At 51.9% G+C, this 17,767-nt stretch carries 14 protein-coding genes; 3 read left to right on the top strand and 11 right to left on the bottom strand.

Translation table 11 applies throughout. The annotated features are described in order from the left end of the window. Positions 1–50 precede the first annotated feature (50 nt). The 8 genes from KJS63_RS21910 to KJS63_RS21875 form a co-directional block, all read right to left on the bottom strand. Entirely contained in the window at positions 51–1,454 is a 1,404-nt protein-coding gene (locus KJS63_RS21910; protein ID WP_213621062.1) for a glycosyltransferase family 2 protein, read from the bottom strand. A 13-nt stretch (positions 1,455–1,467) separates the two neighbouring features. Continuing rightward, positions 1,468–2,490 (bottom strand): GT-D fold domain-containing protein, encoded by a 1,023-nt coding sequence (locus tag KJS63_RS21905; RefSeq protein WP_244862724.1) that lies wholly within the window; start codon positions 2,488–2,490, stop codon positions 1,468–1,470. A 203-nt stretch (positions 2,491–2,693) separates the two neighbouring features. Next, the gene (gene rfbB, locus KJS63_RS21900; protein ID WP_213621061.1) at positions 2,694–3,683 is read right to left on the bottom strand and encodes a dTDP-glucose 4,6-dehydratase; all 990 of its coding nucleotides are present in this window, start codon (positions 3,681–3,683) and stop codon (positions 2,694–2,696) included. Then, on the bottom strand, positions 3,680–4,411 hold the full coding sequence (locus KJS63_RS21895) for a sugar phosphate nucleotidyltransferase (protein ID WP_213621060.1): 732 nt from the start codon (positions 4,409–4,411) through the stop codon (positions 3,680–3,682). Before KJS63_RS21895 ends, rfbB begins: the two co-directional genes overlap by 4 nt. 57 nt (positions 4,412–4,468) lie before the next feature. Continuing rightward, positions 4,469–5,209 carry a glycosyltransferase family 2 protein gene (locus KJS63_RS21890; protein WP_213621059.1) on the bottom strand — a complete coding sequence of 247 codons (741 nt, stop codon included), beginning with the start codon at positions 5,207–5,209 and terminating at the stop codon, positions 4,469–4,471. Then, positions 5,206–6,342, bottom strand: coding sequence for a glycosyltransferase family 2 protein (locus KJS63_RS21885; RefSeq protein ID WP_244862723.1), 1,137 nt, complete (start codon positions 6,340–6,342; stop codon positions 5,206–5,208). Before KJS63_RS21885 ends, KJS63_RS21890 begins: the two co-directional genes overlap by 4 nt. Next, complete coding sequence (locus KJS63_RS21880) at positions 6,339–7,175, bottom strand: glycosyltransferase family 2 protein (RefSeq protein ID WP_213621058.1); 837 nt, start codon at positions 7,173–7,175, stop codon at positions 6,339–6,341. Before KJS63_RS21880 ends, KJS63_RS21885 begins: the two co-directional genes overlap by 4 nt. A 250-nt stretch (positions 7,176–7,425) precedes the next feature. Next, a complete protein-coding gene (locus tag KJS63_RS21875) occupies positions 7,426–8,604 on the bottom strand; it encodes a glycosyltransferase family 4 protein (RefSeq protein ID WP_244862722.1) in 1,179 nt (392 codons plus the stop codon). Positions 8,605–8,786: 182 nt separating this feature from the next. Here KJS63_RS21875 and KJS63_RS21870 point away from each other — a divergent pair, with 182 nt between their 5' ends. The 3 genes from KJS63_RS21870 (at position 8,787) to KJS63_RS21860 (ending at position 11,714) form a co-directional block, all read left to right on the top strand. Further along, positions 8,787–9,875 (top strand): YheC/YheD family endospore coat-associated protein, encoded by a 1,089-nt coding sequence (locus tag KJS63_RS21870; RefSeq protein WP_213621057.1) that lies wholly within the window; start codon positions 8,787–8,789, stop codon positions 9,873–9,875. Between the two features lie 151 nt (positions 9,876–10,026). Next, positions 10,027–10,461 (top strand): MarR family winged helix-turn-helix transcriptional regulator, encoded by a 435-nt coding sequence (locus KJS63_RS21865; RefSeq protein ID WP_213621056.1) that lies wholly within the window; start codon positions 10,027–10,029, stop codon positions 10,459–10,461. A 53-nt stretch (positions 10,462–10,514) separates the two neighbouring features. Further along, the gene (locus tag KJS63_RS21860; RefSeq protein ID WP_213621055.1) at positions 10,515–11,714 is read left to right on the top strand and encodes a serine hydrolase domain-containing protein; all 1,200 of its coding nucleotides are present in this window, start codon (positions 10,515–10,517) and stop codon (positions 11,712–11,714) included. 609 nt (positions 11,715–12,323) lie between these two features. Here the strand turns inward: KJS63_RS21860 and KJS63_RS21855 are convergent. The 3 genes from KJS63_RS21855 to KJS63_RS21845 form a co-directional block, all read right to left on the bottom strand. Beyond that, positions 12,324–15,104: an endo-beta-N-acetylglucosaminidase gene (locus tag KJS63_RS21855; RefSeq protein ID WP_213621054.1), complete on the bottom strand. Its 2,781-nt coding sequence runs from the start codon at positions 15,102–15,104 to the stop codon at positions 12,324–12,326. Between the two features lie 20 nt (positions 15,105–15,124). After that, on the bottom strand, positions 15,125–16,630 hold the full coding sequence (locus tag KJS63_RS21850; protein ID WP_213621053.1) for an ABC transporter substrate-binding protein: 1,506 nt from the start codon (positions 16,628–16,630) through the stop codon (positions 15,125–15,127). Between the two features lie 206 nt (positions 16,631–16,836). Then, complete coding sequence (locus KJS63_RS21845) at positions 16,837–17,715, bottom strand: carbohydrate ABC transporter permease (RefSeq protein ID WP_374706307.1); 879 nt, start codon at positions 17,713–17,715, stop codon at positions 16,837–16,839. Between the last annotated feature and the right edge of the window lie 52 nt (positions 17,716–17,767).

Here is a 17,767-nt window from a genome sequence, read left to right as displayed (position 1 = left end):
AGCATATGCGGGAGCGAAAAGGACGGTTCCTCCGGGCCCCGCCAGTTCATTTACAAATGTCCGGCAATCAGGCTGACCCGGGGCAGGATAGGAAGCCCTTCCGGCAGTGCAAGCACATGCTCTGGTACAAGGTGCGGAGTTCTGGCCTCAACTCCCCAGCTCTGGGCAGCATACGCAGTGATGAATTCCCTGCGGCTGCCCTGCTGAACCTGCATCCACCGCCCGTCCGCAAGGCGGTACACCGCCCCTTCCACGGCTTCCTCTCCCGAACTTGAACGTGTGCTGATCTCTTCCATTCTACGGCGGACCTCCGCTCCGGCAAGCGGCTCTGCCGTTCCGAGGAGACGAAGATCGACCATGGACAAGAGAACCGGCTCCGGGAGCGGCAGCAATTCAAGCTGAGCATCATCGTCCAGAATCAAGTGCTTCCGGCCTTGTTCCAGCCACCAGCAGCGTCCTCCCGAATCGCGTACCCGGATATGGGCCGGGAAATAATCAGCAGTTTTTAATGTAGAATTAAGCCGTCCCTCAGCCTTAAGCACTTGGAGCCGTTCGAACGAATTCCCCCACTTTTCCGCAAAAAACTGTCTGTTGCCTTCGTTCACTTCCCGGTAGCCTTCAGCGCCAAGCGTTCTCATCGTCATACTTCCCGTATGATGGATAAAGGTATCTCCGGCAATCAGAAGCGACCTCCCCAGATACCTGAGCCTAACCATAAGGTCATCATCTTCAAAGTTTCCAATCCGGTAGCCTTCATCAAAATACCCTGATCTCTCCCAGACTTCCCTCTTCATTAACAGGCAGAAGCCCGCAAGTCGGTCTGTGGTCTGCCAACGGCTCGGATTACTTTGGTTATACGCCGCAGCGAACGGCCACATCTCGGAAACCTCCCGATAAGGCACCTCAATCTGCTGCTCTCCGCCGATATAATTCGTAACCGGGCCAACCGCACCAATCTCCGGACTGCTCTCCAGACAGAGCAGCAGATTGCTCAGCCACCGCTCGGTTACCAGGGTATCATTGTTAAGCAGGACAATCGTCCGACCCTTGGACATCATTAGCCCGGTATTAACCGCCCTGGCGAAGCCTAAATTGGACTCGTGAAGTCCAATCCGGATGCTCCCCGCGCGGCTGCGCAGCGCCTTCACCGTCCCATCTGTAGAGCCATTGTCCACAACAATGATCTCAAAAGGATGTGTTGTATGAGCCTCGATGCTGTCAATACATTTCATCAGCAGCTCCCTGCCGTTATAGGTGGGGATGATGATACTGGTTCCTTCAAAAGCCTTGCCGAAATCCTCAATCCCAGCCTTCACTCCCTGAGTATATCCCGCCTTATACCCCCGGCTGTACCTTTCGCGTCCGTGCCGGCCTGAGGCAGGGCCCGGCAGCCTTGTGTCTGTTCTTCTTCTACGGCCCGTTTTAAACCGGGCCTTCTTCCTGACAACCGGCATAATTGCTACCTCCTTACGGCAGGCCCAGCTGGACCTCCCCGTTCTCAAGCTTATTGGCCAAATGCCCGAAGTCTACAGCTGCCACACCGAGCTCTTGAGCTATGATCGGGCAGAGGATCACCGCGGCAATTCCAGCGGCTACCAGAGCGATATCAAATGAACCCCGCAGCTCCCGGATTCGGTTCATAACGCGGTCGGTGTCCGCAACCCCAGTCACCTCGCCCACACAGCCGCTCACCTGAACCCCGTTTATCGCAAGGACCTGAGCCAGCCCGGCAGCCTTGTTTCCGACAATAAGCACGCGGCGGCCTTGAAGAACTCTCATCAGATATCCCTGCTCGTTCAGGGCGTAGTTGATGGTTGAGGAGGTAAGCCTGAGCGAACGGTAGTCAATCCCATAATGGCGCAGCACTGGAAACAGCAGGCCCTGGTAATTAGGATGACGGGATTCCGGAATCCCGATCAGGTCTGCGGCGTGAAGGGATGCGGCCATACGATCCCTCACCGGGTGATCGGGCAGCTGAACGCCCGCATAAGAGAGGAAGGGACCTCTGGCCCGTGCCTCCTCTACCGTCAGGACGGTATCATGGGCGAGTGTAAGCAGTTCGCCGTCTCCAAGCCGGACCAGAGAGAATGGACGCCGAAGGCTTAGGGCCTCCATAAGCAGCCCGCTAACCGCTGACGGGGACAGCAGCGGCATCAGGCTCAAGGCATGCTGCCGGAAGCCTGCCTCGATTAAATGGTCGGCGGTTAGCTCAGGCAGAACATAATAAGGAGGGATAAGCCGGCTCACCCGGCCCTCCCCACCTTCATACAGCCCCTGCCAATACCCTTCCGTGAAAGCTTCCTGCCGGATTAGCGTTTCCGCTTCCCCCGCCAGCGGATTTACCCAGGCAGGAGCCGGATTGGCATTGCCGGAGGAGGGAATCCGGGGTCCTGGGCTCGCCGGGATGGGGGGCATGCCTCCCATCTCGGCCGTGTGACCGGCCGATGGCGCCCCTCTTCTGCTTCCCGTTCCTGCTGGACCTTTATGCATCGGTGGCGAAGCTCCCCTGCGGATACGGGAGCCCCTCCGTTTCCGGAGTCGTGTCCTCCATCTCCGGGCCTTGCGGAGGCCCCATGCACGCCTAGCCTGCCTACGGGACCTTCCCGGAATTTTGAAGGAACGCGCACGCTTAAGACTTCTTCTTCCTCGTCTCAATTCAGCACCTCCGCTCCCGAAGGATACGTTCCTTCACATTATAAAGAGCTCCTGTACTCTCCGCTCTGAATCCTTCTCAGCCATTCATCCGCCTGAACATACCAGGCGACCGTGCTTCCAAGCCCCTCGGTTAAATGGATTTCCGGCTTCCAGCCGAGAGCCGCCCCGATCTTGGACGGATCAATGGCATACCGCTGGTCATGGCCCAGGCGGTCCGGGACAAATTCGAGCAGACTGTGAGGCTTGTCAAGCAGGTCGAGAATCCGGGCAGCCAGCTTCAGGTTGCTCAGCTCATTGTGGCCGCCAATATTATAGACTTCTCCCGCTTGCCCATGACGCAGCGCCAAATCCACCGCCCGGCAGTGGTCTGTCACATGAAGCCAGTCACGTACATTGCTGCCATCACCATATATTGGAATGGGCTGGTTCTGAAGCGCCCTCGAGATGATGGTGGGAATCAGCTTCTCCGGGAACTGCCGGGGACCATAGTTGTTCGAGCAGCGAGTAATCACAGCCGGGAATCCGTACGTATGGTAATAGGAGCGTACTAACAGATCGGAGCCGGCTTTGCTGGCCGCGTAGGGGCTGTTAGGAGCAAGGGGCGTATCTTCCGTGAAATATCCCTCTTCCCCCAGCGAGCCATATACCTCGTCCGTCGACACATGCACGAATTTCTTCACACCCCTGCGGCGTGATTCCTCCAGCAGGTTCAAGGTTCCGAGCACATTGGTCTGGGCGAAGAGCCCCGGGCTTTGAATGCTCCGGTCCACATGGGACTCTGCCGCAAAGTGAACCACCCCGTCAATTTCATCCTCAAAAGCCTTCCGGATTTCTTCGGGCGATCGTATGTCCCCTCTGACCCAGCGGTAGTGAGGGTGATCCCGGAAAGACAGGGTGTTATCCGGGTTACCGGCATAAGTTGCCGCATCGAGATTCACGATATGAAGAGAGGGGTACCTCTCAAGCATGTACTCAATAAAATGGCTTCCAATAAACCCGAGTCCTCCCGTAACCAGCAGGCGGATCATGGCAGTTCCCCCTTCATCTGCTGATGGGCCTCTTCCAGGGATTCAAACGTCCCGGCATCTCCCCACCACTTTTGCAGAACATTATATTCCAGCCTGCCTTGGGAGGCATATACATTGTTCACGTCCGTGATCTCCAGCTCTCCGCGGCTGGAAGGGGTTATTCCTCCAATAATGTCGAAGACCTCGTCATCATACATATAGATTCCTGTAACACAATATTCGGACTTCGGCTGTTCAGGCTTCTCTTCAATATAGGCGATCAGTGCGTTATTCTTCTCATCAAAAACGGGCACTCCATATCTTCTTGGATCATCTACAGGTTTGAGCAGCACCCTGGCGCTGCCGGAAGGCTGCTTCATGAACTCGCTCACATAAGGACCGAGATCATCAAGGAACAGATTATCGCCAAGCAGAACCACAAACCGTTCCCCGGGAGCAATATAATTCTTTGCCAATTCCAGCGCTTCGGCAATGCCGCCCGCATTTTCCTGTATTTTATAAGTCAGACTGACCCCCAGAGCTTCTCCGCCCCCAAGGTAGTCAGTATATAGGCCCGCCGACTGCTTCCCAATAACGATGAGAATATCGGTGATGCCTGCCTGGCGGAGGCGCTCAATAGCGTAGCTCACCATGGGTTGCTTCCCGACGGGGAGCAGATGCTTGTTGATGAGACGGGTTAATGGATGCAGTCTCGTCCCTGTCCCTCCCGCCAATATCACACCTTTCATGGACTCTCCTCCTTAACCGCTTATCAATTTATTTATAATGAAGCTTCAAAAATAAAATTAAAGAAACGCGTGAGGATCTACCCCCCATTTCTCTATGAATAACTGTCTTCCTCTGCTAACCATAGCGTCCCACCCGTTAGGATGACCAGCCTTAAAGCTGGCGCTGCCTTCATGGTGAATAAATGTATCTTTGCATATCAGCAGCCGGTACCCATAAGCGCGCGCTCTGTAGCAGTAGTCATCATCCTCGAAATGGCCTGGACTAAACCGCTCATCCAAGAACCCTACGTCCTGCAGGACTTTACGTTTAAAGAGGAGGCACAGACCAACAATTCGCCGGGTCTCCTCCCACTTTGACGGGTCTGGTTGATTCCAGGCAGCAGCAAAGCGCTCATATTCCTCACGGCTGCTGTAGCTGGTCTCCACCTGCTGTCTTCCGCTGGCATAATTTGTGACCGGGCCGACCATCCCCACATCCCCGCTGCTGTATAGCGCCGCAAGAAGATTTGTCAGCCATCCCCGGCTAGCGAGACAATCATTGTTAAGCAGCATCAGATGATCACCGTCGGCAATAGACAGCCCTTTGTTGCAGGCGGCCGGAAATCCGGCGTTTGACGGCATCGAGATCAAAATCAGCTTTTCCCGAATACAGTACTCGACTGTGCCGTCAACCGACCCATTGTCAACCACTATGATCTCATAAGGAACCGGGGTATGCTTCCGAATTGACTCCACACATGGAGCAAGCAAATGCAGTCCGTTATACGTAGGTATGATAATACTGGTCATTCCCGTCATCCTGAATTCCTCGCTTTAGCTAATTCGGCTCTCGGCTGGGAGGTTAACCCAAGCCTGACCCCGCTTCGTTTCATGGCCTCGCCCAGCGCTTCAATGTGATCGCCCAGAATAAGTTTGCCAACGGCGTTGCCTTCCCCGGTATTTCCTTTTCGGATGCGGTTGCTCTTGATGACATTTATCTTGGCGACAGTGGATATCTTAAGTCCGGACAGGACCGCCAGAGCCAACGCCTTTGGGGGAACGGCCAGAACAGCAGTTCCTAACCTGGTGATCGACCTCCTGGAGAGAGCATGGGGAATTGCGGTTAACGAATTGCTCTTCAGATCAGGCCTGCCAAGAACAAGATTGAGGAAGGCTTTGCTCCGGGTCACGCTATCCTGCCCTTGAAAAGCTGGCAGCCAAGGGGAAATATCGTTCAGTGCCACGTCTGTTCCCTTATCCACAGCGTAGAGGAAAGCCGCAAGCTGCTCTGCCGGTACAACCAAATCTCCATCCATGAACAGCAAAATGTCCCCTACTGCCGCTGCCGCGCCAATCGCCCGGCCCACATCATGCCCCAGCCGTTCGGGATAATGCAGGAGTATGGTGTTCTTGTGCTTGCGCGCCTCCGCAAAGCTTCCATCTGTACAGCCATTCAAGACAACAATAATCTCCCTGAAGGGGAGTTTCTCCAATTCTGCCAGAACGGCCGATACCGTCTTCTCCTCATCGCATACGGTCACTATCGCTGAAGCGCTTTTGTCCAGAGGAAGTGGAATGACAGAACCGGCTGTGCCGGGTACGGCGGAATAGCCTTTGCTATAGGCATTTGCGCTGGCCCATAATCTGGACAGGGACTGTCCTCCATGCCCAAATTGCCTATGCCAGTCCCGAAAGCTCGTGATCAGATGTTCCCTGGTCCGCTGATCCTGCTGAACCGCGGCAGCCTGTGCCATCCCCGCCTGATAAGCAGTGCGCTCTAGCAGGGAAATGGGGCTTCCGGCTGCAAGCCTCCTCCGTTTGCGTCTAATAGCAGATCTAGACTTGAAACGCATCGCTCTGTGACGGACTCTTCTGCCTCTTGCCTGCCGCAGCCTCCTGCGGCTTGTTCTCCTGGGCGCCCCCTTCATTCTCGTTCTTGTTCTCGTTCTCATGATCTTAACCTCCCGCGCTGCCGGGAAAGATCAGTATAACCGGCCCTCGGACCCAGCTTGTCAATCAGCCAGCGCACCGCCTCAAGATGATCTCCCGTGACCAGGGAGCTCAGAGGGTCCGAGCCGCGGACCTTGCCTCTCCGGGCATTCAGCTGACCAACAGGGACCGAATATACCGGCTTAACGACAAGCCCCAGACTTACCGCCATGGCATGGGCGAGCGGCGGAACCTCCAAAGCAGCGAAGCCGATGATCTCCAGCGCTCGCCTGCTCAGGGCATGGGGAACCGCAGTCATTGATGCCCCCCTCAGGTCCGGCCGTGCCAGAATTGCGTTCAATGTATATTTCGCCAGAACAACGGGATGAGGTTCCTTTCGTTCCACAGGCCCGCTGTAATCATTCAGAGCAATATCCGCCCCACCGGATGCGACCGCTTCGACAAAGGGCTTGAGATGGCGGCTTGCAATCACCATATCCGCATCTATGAACAGCAGTACCTTTCCCTTGGCGGCCTCCGCCCCAATCCGCCTTCCCACATCATGACCCAGAGGATATGGATAGGTGAGCACACGGGCACCCCGCTTCAGGGCGATTTCGGAGGTTCTGTCCACCGAACCATTCACCACCACGATCACTTCGCTGCTCGGATGCACCCGGCCTGCCTCACGCAGTACCCCCTCCATAGTCCGCTGTTCATTCATCGCCGGGATGATGACGGATACCAGGGGATCCGGATCATTGAACAGCTTCCATCTACCGGGGGCTTTGGATGAGGATGAGGCACGCGGCCTGCGGGAAATCCGGTGCCAGGCTCTCTTGCGCCTGATCTCCATGGTCATACACCTCCCTTGTGACCGAAATGTCCCATACAATAGCTTATGTCTCACCGGACACCTTGTAACGGCAAACGTACAATTGCCAAAGATGACATTACGCTGCTTCCCCGGCAGTAGTCTAGCCGGGCTTGTCCAGCTTATATAAGGAATTGCTAAAAAGACTGATTCACCGCGGCTTCCGTGAACGAATCAGCCTTTTGCTTGCACCTTATTAGATTTCCAAACTTTCACTTCGGGAACTTATCTGTTAGACACTCCATCTCTGAACAGTCGGCGGCTGCTCCATGCTCATCAGATTAGTCCAGCGCTCAGCGCAGCGCTGCCATCTGAACGTGCTGCGGGCCAGCTCTCTCCCGGCCAGACCAAGGCTTCTCTGAAGCTGACTGTCTTCCAAGATCCGGAGGACGGCTGCCTCCAGCATTTCGTTCCCGCTGCCTTTAGGAAGCAGCAGTCCTGTCTGCTCATGCCGGATAATTTCGGGAATCCCTCCCACAGCGGAAGCCACAACAGGCACAGCCGATGCCATAGCCTCCAGATTTACCAGTCCAAAAGCTTCGTCCTCCAGAGACGGAACCAGCACCACATCCGCCAAATTATATAAATCCGCCACCTGCGGGTAGGGCACAAACGGGAGAAAGGCCGTATGGTCCTTCATCTGCCCGGCGAGTTTTCTTAAACTTTTGACATAGGCAGTATCCCGGTTTACCCCATAGAAGGCACTCCCCACAATAACCGCCAAGGCATCCTTCTCCCGAGATACAATCCCGGGAAGGGCCTCCAGCAGCCGGTGAACCCCTTTGCCGTGTATGAGCCGGCCTACAAAAAGGATAATTTTCCGATTCCGCCAGCCATAATCGGCAAGTCTCGCCTGCCGGACCGCCTCCCCTGCCGGAGTCCAACGCGGAGTAAAATCCTCCAGGCTCACGCCAAGCGGATTCACGTAAATCGGTGTTCTCAGCTTGGGGAACCTGCGAAGCACATCGTCCCGCAAATAGGCGCTGTTCACAATCAGCCCATCCACACTGCTGAGCATAACCTCAGCTTTAGATTGAGGAAGACAGCAGGGGCTGATAAACGTTGTCGAATGAAGAGTCAGAAAGACCCGGATCTGTGGCAGGTGTCTCTTCAGTCCATAAGCCAGTGCCGGACGGTTATGCACATCCGCCGTGTCAGGCATCCAGTTCTTGAGATGACGGAGGATGCCAGACAAATACGCAGATCCCCCTGGTATGCGGTAGCATGGCACACTGCCAAGAAAATCCTTGGCCGGCAGATGGCCTGCCGATCTGCCAAACACGCGCACATCAAGCCCCTCGGGGACCAGGGACATTGTTTTTTCGATGACGCGTTCCACGGAACTGCTGCGTCCCGAGGGAATGACAAACACGCCCGGCGTAACCACAGCCACCTTTTGCTGAACTGACAATTTGAACTCCCTCCCTTAATCCGGTCTGCACACTCTTAATATATGGGAACTGCCTCAGGTGGTGACAACGTCCCAAAACAGGCCGCTGCCGGGGAACAGTCGTCCACTCCTTTTCTTCCAGCGTTCATAGACTAAACAATAGATGCGGAAGTCTAGGGGAGCCGAGAGGAGGAGAACCGGGGATGAGCTATAACTATGTCGGTATTCTGTTGAATGCTGCGATGTACCGCGGTATACCCAGACTTAAGACCAGAGAGGAGTCGCTTTCAAATTATCAAGTAGCCGCTGCAGAACTAGACTTGATCCCCTGTTTTATAAAGATTGGGGATGTGGATATCCGGACTGGAAGAACGGCTGCATTCATATACCGGAATCATCAATATGAACAGGTGTCCATGCCTATACCGAAGGTTATTCATAACCGGGCTATCTATAGTGAGGCGGGACCGCTGCATAGGATTGGGGGACTTCTCTCCCGTCAGGTCGCCGTGTTTAACATGAACAACCGCTACGGCAAGGATGAAATCCACAAGCTGCTCTGCGCCGATCCTTATTTGAGAAGCTGTCTTCCTGATACAGCTCTGTTCAGCCCAGCAAATTTAAAACAATTCATGGAAAACCACAGCGATCTTATTCTAAAGCCGTGTCGGGGGAGTGTTGGAAAAGGGGTTATGCGTCTGCACCAAGACGGGGCCGGCTGGTCCCTCACCTTTCCATCCCACTCCCGAAAGAATACATGGGTCTCCCAGAAGTTAAGAGGCCGGGAGCTTCCTGGCCCCCTGAAACAGCAGCTTAGAAGGTATCCCTACTTGATCCAGCAGCGTATCCCCCTGGCTGAGGTTCAGGGACGCCCTTTCGATCTGCGTGTCACCGTACAGCGGGGACTGACCGGAGAGTGGGGCATTACTGGCATGTTTGCCAAAAAATCCGCAGCCGGCGCCTTTATTTCCAATCTCGCCGGAGGAGGCAGTGCCTATCCCGTTCCTTCCGTGTTGGCTGAGATTATGTCACCGCATGAATCAGCCGTGGTCATTGCCCAAGTTGAGCATCTGGCTTTGACAACCGTCCGGTATTTGTCCCGCCACCTGCCGCTGCTCGCTGATCTGGGGCTCGACATTGGCGTTACAGCCGACGGAAGAGTTTACTTTATTGAATGCAACGGCAGGGATCAGCGTTACGGATTTAAGAAAGCCGGAATGATGGAAACCTGGAAAGCGTCTTACCGCGAGCCGATGGCCTTTGCCCGGTATCTGTATAATCACACAAGATAACGAGTAGAGTCGAAGCAGCCCTTGATCTTTCCAGTAGGAGAGTCTGTATAATTAGTAAACTGACCTGATTTGACGACACTTTGTATAAGATTGACGTTTGACAAATCACTTGCTAATATATTAGACATCTAACATATTAGTAGGTGATTTTTTGTCCTTATATGAACAGGTTAAGCGCATTAATGAAGCAGAATACACGATAAACCGTTTGATTTATAAACATTATAAGCAATATCTAAATAGCGGCATTACAACACAACAAGCCGTTGTATTAGATATTGTGTATTTAGCAGGTCGTATTACGGTGGGTGAAATTGCAATTGAAATGAATATTAGCTCTAGCGCAGTTAGCCAATTAATAGCTAAGTTGGAAAAGAATAAATATATCAAGCGGGAAATTAATCTACAAAATCGCCGTGAAGTATTTATAACGTTAGCTGAAAATGGATTAGAGTATTTTTCGAAGCAGGATTATGTTGAACAGCAGGTCGCAGATAAAATTTACAGCAAGCTTTCGTCTAACGAGTTAGACGAATTTATACGCATTATTGAAAAATTAAAGGAGATCGCAATGAAGGAATTATAAAATTTCTTCATATCCAATATATTAGATATCTAATTTATTTAGGAGGTTAACAAGTGGAGGGTTTGCTTAAACATATCTCGTTTAATGGTGCAGTTTATTATGAAAACCAAGGACAAATCAAGCAGTATTATCATGGTTATCAAGATATCTCAGAGCAGCATCTTATTACTGAAAGTTCACAATTTAACCTTGCGTCGTTAAGTAAAATGTATACAGCGGTAATGACATCTCAGCTAATTGAGAAGGGGCAGCTGCAATTAGAAGATAAAATTACAAAATGGTTTAACGCCCCTCATTTTGCAAATGTGACAGTTGCACACTTACTTACACACACGTCCGGGATTCCAGAGTATATTGCAGAAGACTTTATAATAAGTATGGAAACATTTCTCGAGACGACACTACCACAACATATACAGAATGAGCATTGGTCTTACAGCAATACGAATTATGTTCTACTTGCAGAAATTATTGAACAAGTCAGCGGCTCATCGTATGAAACATGTTTACAACAATATATTGCAAAACCATTAAATCTCACTAGTACAACAACACAGCCAGCAAAACAATACGAAGCGCAGGGTCATATGTATGATTATGAGGAGCAACGATACAAAAAGGTACATAATGACCCATATTTAAAAAACAAACAGGAGAAATATAACAATGTAGTTGGTGACGGTGGTATTTATGCAACAGTGGCAGAGGTAGCCATGTTTTTAAAAGCATTTTTTCAAGGTCGGTACTTTAGCAAAGAGATTGTGAAATTCATGTTAACACCAACAGAAGTCGCTGAGCATTATAGTTATGGTTTTATCATTCAAGATGATTGGGTTGGTCATACAGGTGGATGGTTCGGTTGTTCAGCGCAAGCTTTTATTAATACATCCACAGAGGATATTGTGGTTTTAGCTACGAATCAAGAAGTATTCCCCCAATATGAACAAGAAATTATGAATTACTTCTTGGGGATACAAGATTCCGTAGAAGCACCAAAACATATAGAAATTTTATCGTCCTCTAGTGAGGATGACATTACAGGTCAATATACGTTAGCAGATGAACTTAGCACAAGCTTTACGATCACAAAAGATAAACAATTTATGATTTCATTTGAACATCAGTTGTCTGTGCCACTTTATAAAATAGATGAATCGTATTATTGGGTCCGCAATACGATGAGTTATGTAGATACTCAGAATCAATTATTTATCGATGAAGGGGTGGAAGTACCTTATCAAAAAGTCAATTGATATAGTCCGAGAAAACAAGCAAAAAAAGTTTATGAAATGACACCAATCCGAATTAAAACGATAGAGCGGCAGGCCAAGGTGAACTCTCTTGGCCTGCCGCTCTGTTTGATTTTGATATGGAAGCTCGTTTAAGCCTATCCGTGGCCGCAGCCGACAAGCAAGCACTTCCTACCTCACCCCCTAAGGGGTGAGCTAAGGGACCAGACGTGCTGCAATCTCCCTGCTCACTCCCAGCGGAGGGCCGGATTCGGCTTTCAGAAGCGTCAGCGGTCGCCTTTGCCACCGGATTTCTACCGCTAACTAGCGGCTTCAATCCGGAAATCCGGGGGCAACAGCGATCAGAAAGCCGAACCGAGCCCGCAGCGAACAGCAAGCACTTCTACCTCACCCCCTAAGGGGTGAGCTAAGGGACCAGACGTGCTGCAATCTCCCTGCTCACTCCCAGCGGAGGGCCGGATTCGGCTTTCAGAAGCGTCAGCGGTCGCCTTTGCCCCCGGATTTCTACCGCTACTAGCGGCTTCAATCCGGAAATCCGGGGGCAACAGCGATCAGAAAGCCGAACCGAGCCCGCAGCGAACAGTGCATGCTCCATGCAGCTCACGCTCACCCTTACTTCAACCCCATTACCTCAAGCTCATAGATCCGCGCCGCCATATCGCCGCCTTGGGTAGGCTTCTCTACAACCAGACGCACATAACGCGCTTCAGTCAATGGGATCGCATGTTTGCTGATTCCCTTGGTGTTGTCCGTTACCTTAACCGCATCCGTCCAGTTCACATTATCGCTGCTCAGCTGGATTTTGAAGGCACGGGTATTGAATGCTGCCGGTTCACCGCCAGCTTCGGCATGCTTGATTACGAATTCGCTAAGCTTGTGGGCTCCCCCAAGATCTACGGTCAGAGTATGCGGTGCATCGCCTACAGCGCACCACTTCTTCTTGTCATCCCCGTCAATCGCAAACTTAGGCGCCTCGTTCTCATTGGTGAAACCCGAAGCAGTTGCCGTCTTGCCCAGAGCCAGATTGTTTACGCCCCCGGCGGCTTCCTTCGTTACCGTGATTAGCTGTTTCTTCACCACATTCTCGCCGACACTGTTCTTGGCGGTCAGGCTAACCTCGAACGTTCCCTCTTGATTATAAGTCACTTTCGGATTTCGCTCGGTGCTGCTTGACGGCTCCCCACCAGAGAAGCTCCATGCCCAGCCCTCAGTTACCTCAGAGGAAAGGTCCGTGAATTGAACCGTGTCTCCCGGTGCAATCAGGGTCTTATCCGCCTCGAAAGCGGCCACCGGCTTCGGATAAGCCGGCCATTCGAAGGTGACTCCTGCCGGTTTGCCCTGCTCATAATGCCGGTTGACCGGAATCACAACCAGCTTGGTCGTTTTCTCCTTATCAATCCGTCTCATCTCAGGCACATAGTAGACGGTGTTGCCTGTCATTCCAGCAAGCTCGTATTTCCCATCCGGCTTCACCCGGTAAACCTGATAATACAAGACATCGTCCGCCTTCTTCGGTGCAGTCCAGGAAAGGCGCGCATCGCCATAGATCCCGTCACGGAAGTCATTTTCGATGACCTTAAGTCCGGTAATCTCCTTGAGCTTATCCGCCTTCTCGCTCAGACGGGTCACTGCGAGTTCACCCACATTCACACGGAAGTCGGCAATCGGCTTCGCGGCTTCGAACTTCAGAGAGATTCCGGTTATCGTACGTCCTTTGTACTGATTCATCCGGATGCTTCCCTGCGTCCAATCCTTGTTCGCGCCCACATTATCCAGCTTCTTAGGCTCCAGGAATACGTACTGATCCGGAGCGTCGGAGAACGCCACGCCAACCTTCACTTGGGCATCCTTGGAATTCGCCTGATAGGTCACTGACAATTCTGTATCCGCTTCCACCTTCATGTTCGCTTTATACAGCTTAATGGTCGTGCCAGCCTTCGGCACAAGGGCACCGGACAGCTTCAGGGAACTTCCGCCATAGAACGCTTTGCCAAAATCAAAGCCTGGACTGAGCGGCTGCGCTCCGCCTTCCGCTTCCGTAATGAACCGCCATGTTGGCAGAATATCCTGCAGACTGCGGTTGCTCCAATTCTTCTCCCGCACCACCTGTCCGTTCACCGCAAACATATGGCCATTTCCGGTGTTGAAATGGGTTATCATTTCCGAACCGGTCAGAACCGTTTTGTCCACAATGTCATTAGCAATGCCTCTCCAGGCATAAGGGCTTGTGCCTGCCGGCTGCGAGGTGTTCTGTGGATTCTTGTTCGCTCCCACCCAGAAAATCTGATCCTTCTCCATGAACTCCTCTTGCGTTTTGGAGCTGTTAAAGGCCCAGTCTGGACGGTAGATTCCAAGCGAGGTCGTCGCAGCCTTGCCGTCCGGGAACAGGACAGGCCAGTTCAGTTCACTGTTATACCCGTTCGCTTCCACATCGATTCCAGCATACAGGTCATATGGGCTGCGTCCGAGCGACTTCATGACAGCCGGGGAGTTCAGATACGGAGTCACGTAATCGTACTTGCCGTTCTTCTCGTCCTTGTACTGCCAGCGGAAGTCCAGGAACATACCATCTGTCACACGCTGGGAGCCATCCTGGACAAACATCTTGTTGTTATCTGTTACCGCGCCCTGCCATTTGACAGGTCCATCCTTGATCATGGAATCATACCAGATGATCTCCATCTTAGGTGACTTGATCTTCTGCAAATACAGCAGGAACTGCTGCATCTTCTTGGCCTCTTCCGCCGTTGCACCCTGGGTCTCCTGGTTGATGAACCAGCCGTCAAAGCCGTAATACTTGGCGGCTTCCACAAGCTTGTCAGCAACCGGGAACGTTCCGTCAGCACGCTGCTTAAGAAGATCGCGCATCCATTCGATCTTGCCGCCGTGCTCGGTCTGCGGCAGGAATACCGTACCGAACACCGGCACGCCGTTCTTGTGCGCGGCATCGATCACATCCGCACTTGGCGGCACAATGAGACCTTCACCGGCAGAACCGCCCCACATAATCAGCTTATCGATGTACTGCCAGTAGCTGAAGGTATATGTGTTGAATTTCTCCGACCCCTGTGAAGGGGCGCCGCTTGTGCTCGGATACATAGAAGCCAGCGCCATCACTTTGGGCTCGGACTTGGCATTTGGATTCACCTTCTGCCCTTGAACACGATTCTCCTGAAGCTTCACCGTGCCACGGTTAAAGACAGCGTCTTTATCCGTGGACGGCGACCACTCCAGCAGGGTGTTCGGATACCAATATGAAGAATGAGGCTGGGCGGCTTCCGCACGCCCCGCAAAACCAATCAATGCTGCTGCCAGTACAGCGGTGCTCATCAGCACGGCCGCTTTGTATTTGCTTCGACTTTTTGCATAGTATGCTGGTCTGACTCTTTTCATATGGTGTCCTCCCTGGGAGCTTATTTTTGTTTCGCTTTCCAATCGTCAAACTGCTTTTGAAGCTCTGCCATCACTTTGTCAAGGCCTGCTTCTTTGTACTTCTGCATCGCTTTCGGCAGGTACTGATCCGGATCTACGGAACCTGTGAACAGTGCAGGCATGAATTCTTTACCTACGTTAGTCAGAGCCGCAACTTCCGTCTTAACCGGAGTTGTGTCAAAGTTGAACCCGAAAGTAGGTGCTACTTTAGCAGACTCATTGAACTTGGTGAAAGCATCCCACTTGTCTTTAGGCTCATCCTTGTGCAGATAAGTCAGCATCAGGTTGCCAAGTGCGAAACCAGGCATTGCATATCTCTCCTGCATTGCTGGCAGGTCTTCGATGTAAGTGTCATCGATTTTCTTGTAGTGCGTGCCTTCGATCCCGAATTGGATCAAGTTGCGCAGATATACATCAGTGTTAAGCAGGTTCAGGAACATCATAGAGCGTTCCGGATTTTTGGAATACGCAGAAATCGCCATCATAGAACCAGCAGCGGAGCCTGTGAAGATCACCGGATCCTGCATAGGTCGGGTTACGATATCATAACCGGCACTTCTGGACCATCCCAGATCCGCGTATGGTTGGGTAATTTCCTTGTCCACAAGCCATTTCCCGGTCTTCATGTTATCGATACCGTCAAGGGTTGCGATATCCTCACGCACGTATCCAGCTTTGTAGTACTTACGCATTGTTTGAAGTGCGGCTTTGAATTCAGGTGTTTCCAGCGTGTTTACATATTTGAAGTCTTTCGTGTCCAAATACATTCCGATTGGAATATCGGTGCCAAGCGCCCAGTCAATCGGCAGGAATGGTGTGAAGCCTTTAGGCACAGCCAGCGGCGTGATGTCAGCAGGCTCTTTCTCTTTGATCGTCTTGAGCAGCGGCTCCAGATCCTCAAGTGTGGTTACTTTGGAAATATCCAATTTGTACTTGTCGACGTACTTCTTGTTGAAGCGCCATACCATCTGTTGAGCAAGCTCTTTGTTGGCAGGGATTCCGTAGTTAACCCCGTTCACTTTCGTACCCTCAAGGAAGCGAGGATCAAGCTCTTCTTTAATGCCTTTACCGTACTTGTCAAGCAGGTCGTTCAAAGGCATGAATGCGCCTTTCGCGGCGTTAGGCAGATAGTCGAATGCCCATGAGCTGGTAAAAGCGATATCATAGTCTTCGCCAGAGCTGGTGATGACCTGCATCCGCTGGCTGTAATCGCCCCAGTCGATCATCGTGATATCAATCGTGGTGTTGATTTTCTTAGTCAAATATTTATTGATCTCATCCTGTACAAGACCAAGGTCTTTCTGGGAAGGCCCGATCAGGTACAGCTTCAGCTTAACCGGATCCAGCTTCGCCGTATCAACGGTTCCATCACTCTTCACGGCTTCCTGTTCCTTGGCTCCCGAACTGCTGCCCCCGCCGCATCCGGCAAGCATAGACAGCATCAGCACAAATACGAGAGTCAGTGCAAATCCTTTTTTCTTAAACATCCTCTTACCCCCTGGCTTCTGATTATATGGATCAGCCGATCCATACCTTTGCTTAGCTTAGATTTATTGAAACCGCCTTCATATCCTGGCAAACAAGAACCGGATCTCTCCGGTTATTGTACTTATGAGATCCATGGCGCGGTAGAAGCCCGGCACCTGCTTGCCTGCAGACATCAAAGCGGGAACAACCTGAATCCATCCGCGGATCAGCCTTTAACAGACCCTACGGTCAAACCTTGGACAAAATAACGCTGGAAGAACGGATAAGCCATTACAATCGGCAGGGTAGCCAGAACAACCATGGCCATCCGGACTGTCTCGGTCGGCAGCGCCCCAACCGCGTTGTAATCCCCTAAATGCTGGGACATCTGACGCAGGAACTCCATATTCTTCTCGATTCGCATCAGCATGAACTGAAGCGGAGGTGTGAGATCCGGCTTGTTGTAATACAGCAGGGCATTGAACCAGTCATTCCAATATCCAAGGGAACTGAACAGACCGATCGTAGCAATCCCCGGCAGAGAGACCGGCAGCACGATACGGGCAAAGGTGAGGAACTCACCTGCACCATCCATCTTGGCCGATTCAATAATCTCATCCGGTACGGTCGTCTGGAAGAACGTCCGCATGACAATGATCGAGAATGCGCTCATGGCCAGAGGCAGTACCAGAGCCCAAATCGTATTCTGCAAATGCAGGAATTGGGTCATCACGATATACCCCGGTACCATACCGCCCGAGAACAGCATGGTGAAGAACGCCAGGAAGCTGAAGAAACCCCGGAATTCAAAGCTCTTTCTGGATACGGCATACGCATAGGTGGTCACCAGGAACAAGGTGATGAAGGTTCCAAGCACCGTAACGAGCAGAGTCAGCCCGAAGGAGCTGAACAACTCGCTTCCTGTGCTGAAGATATAATGATAGGCGTCGGCGCTGAATTTGCTAGGCAAGATGCTGAATCCTTCCAGCGCAAGCGTCTTTTCATCTGTAAATGAGATGATGATGACATAGAGAAACGGGAATACACATGAGAACGAGAACAGGCCAATAATAATGTTAAAAACGATGTTCCAGCCCCGCGGCAGGCTATTGAAGTCTTTTGGCTTCTTCTTCCTTTTTCCACCTGCCTGGACAGGA

This window comes from Paenibacillus sp. J22TS3 (genome assembly GCF_018403205.1).
GTDB classification, from domain to species: Bacteria; Bacillota; Bacilli; order Paenibacillales; family Paenibacillaceae; genus Fontibacillus; species Fontibacillus tuaregi.
The sequence above is the reverse complement of the archived record's forward strand: the minus strand, read 5'-3'. Positions and strand labels throughout refer to the sequence as shown.

Bases quoted from the DNA above. Each gene is read 5' to 3' on its own strand.
- KJS63_RS21870 (WP_213621057.1), top strand. From the start codon at position 8,787: ATGAGCTATAACTATGTCGGTATTCTGTTGAATGCTGCGATGTACCGC.
- KJS63_RS21895 (WP_213621060.1), bottom strand. From the start codon at position 4,411: ATGAAAGGTGTGATATTGGCGGGAGGGACAGGGACGAGACTGCATCCA.
- KJS63_RS21905 (WP_244862724.1), bottom strand. From the start codon at position 2,490: ATGCATAAAGGTCCAGCAGGAACGGGAAGCAGAAGAGGGGCGCCATCG.
- KJS63_RS21855 (WP_213621054.1), bottom strand. From the start codon at position 15,104: ATGAAAAGAGTCAGACCAGCATACTATGCAAAAAGTCGAAGCAAATAC.
- KJS63_RS21890 (WP_213621059.1), bottom strand. From the start codon at position 5,209: ATGACGGGAATGACCAGTATTATCATACCTACGTATAACGGACTGCAT.
- rfbB (WP_213621061.1), bottom strand. From the start codon at position 3,683: ATGATCCGCCTGCTGGTTACGGGAGGACTCGGGTTTATTGGAAGCCAT.
- KJS63_RS21910 (WP_213621062.1), bottom strand. From the start codon at position 1,454: ATGCCGGTTGTCAGGAAGAAGGCCCGGTTTAAAACGGGCCGTAGAAGA.
- KJS63_RS21850 (WP_213621053.1), bottom strand. From the start codon at position 16,630: ATGTTTAAGAAAAAAGGATTTGCACTGACTCTCGTATTTGTGCTGATG.
- KJS63_RS21880 (WP_213621058.1), bottom strand. From the start codon at position 7,175: ATGGAGATCAGGCGCAAGAGAGCCTGGCACCGGATTTCCCGCAGGCCG.
- KJS63_RS21885 (WP_244862723.1), bottom strand. From the start codon at position 6,342: ATGAGAACGAGAACAAGAACGAGAATGAAGGGGGCGCCCAGGAGAACA.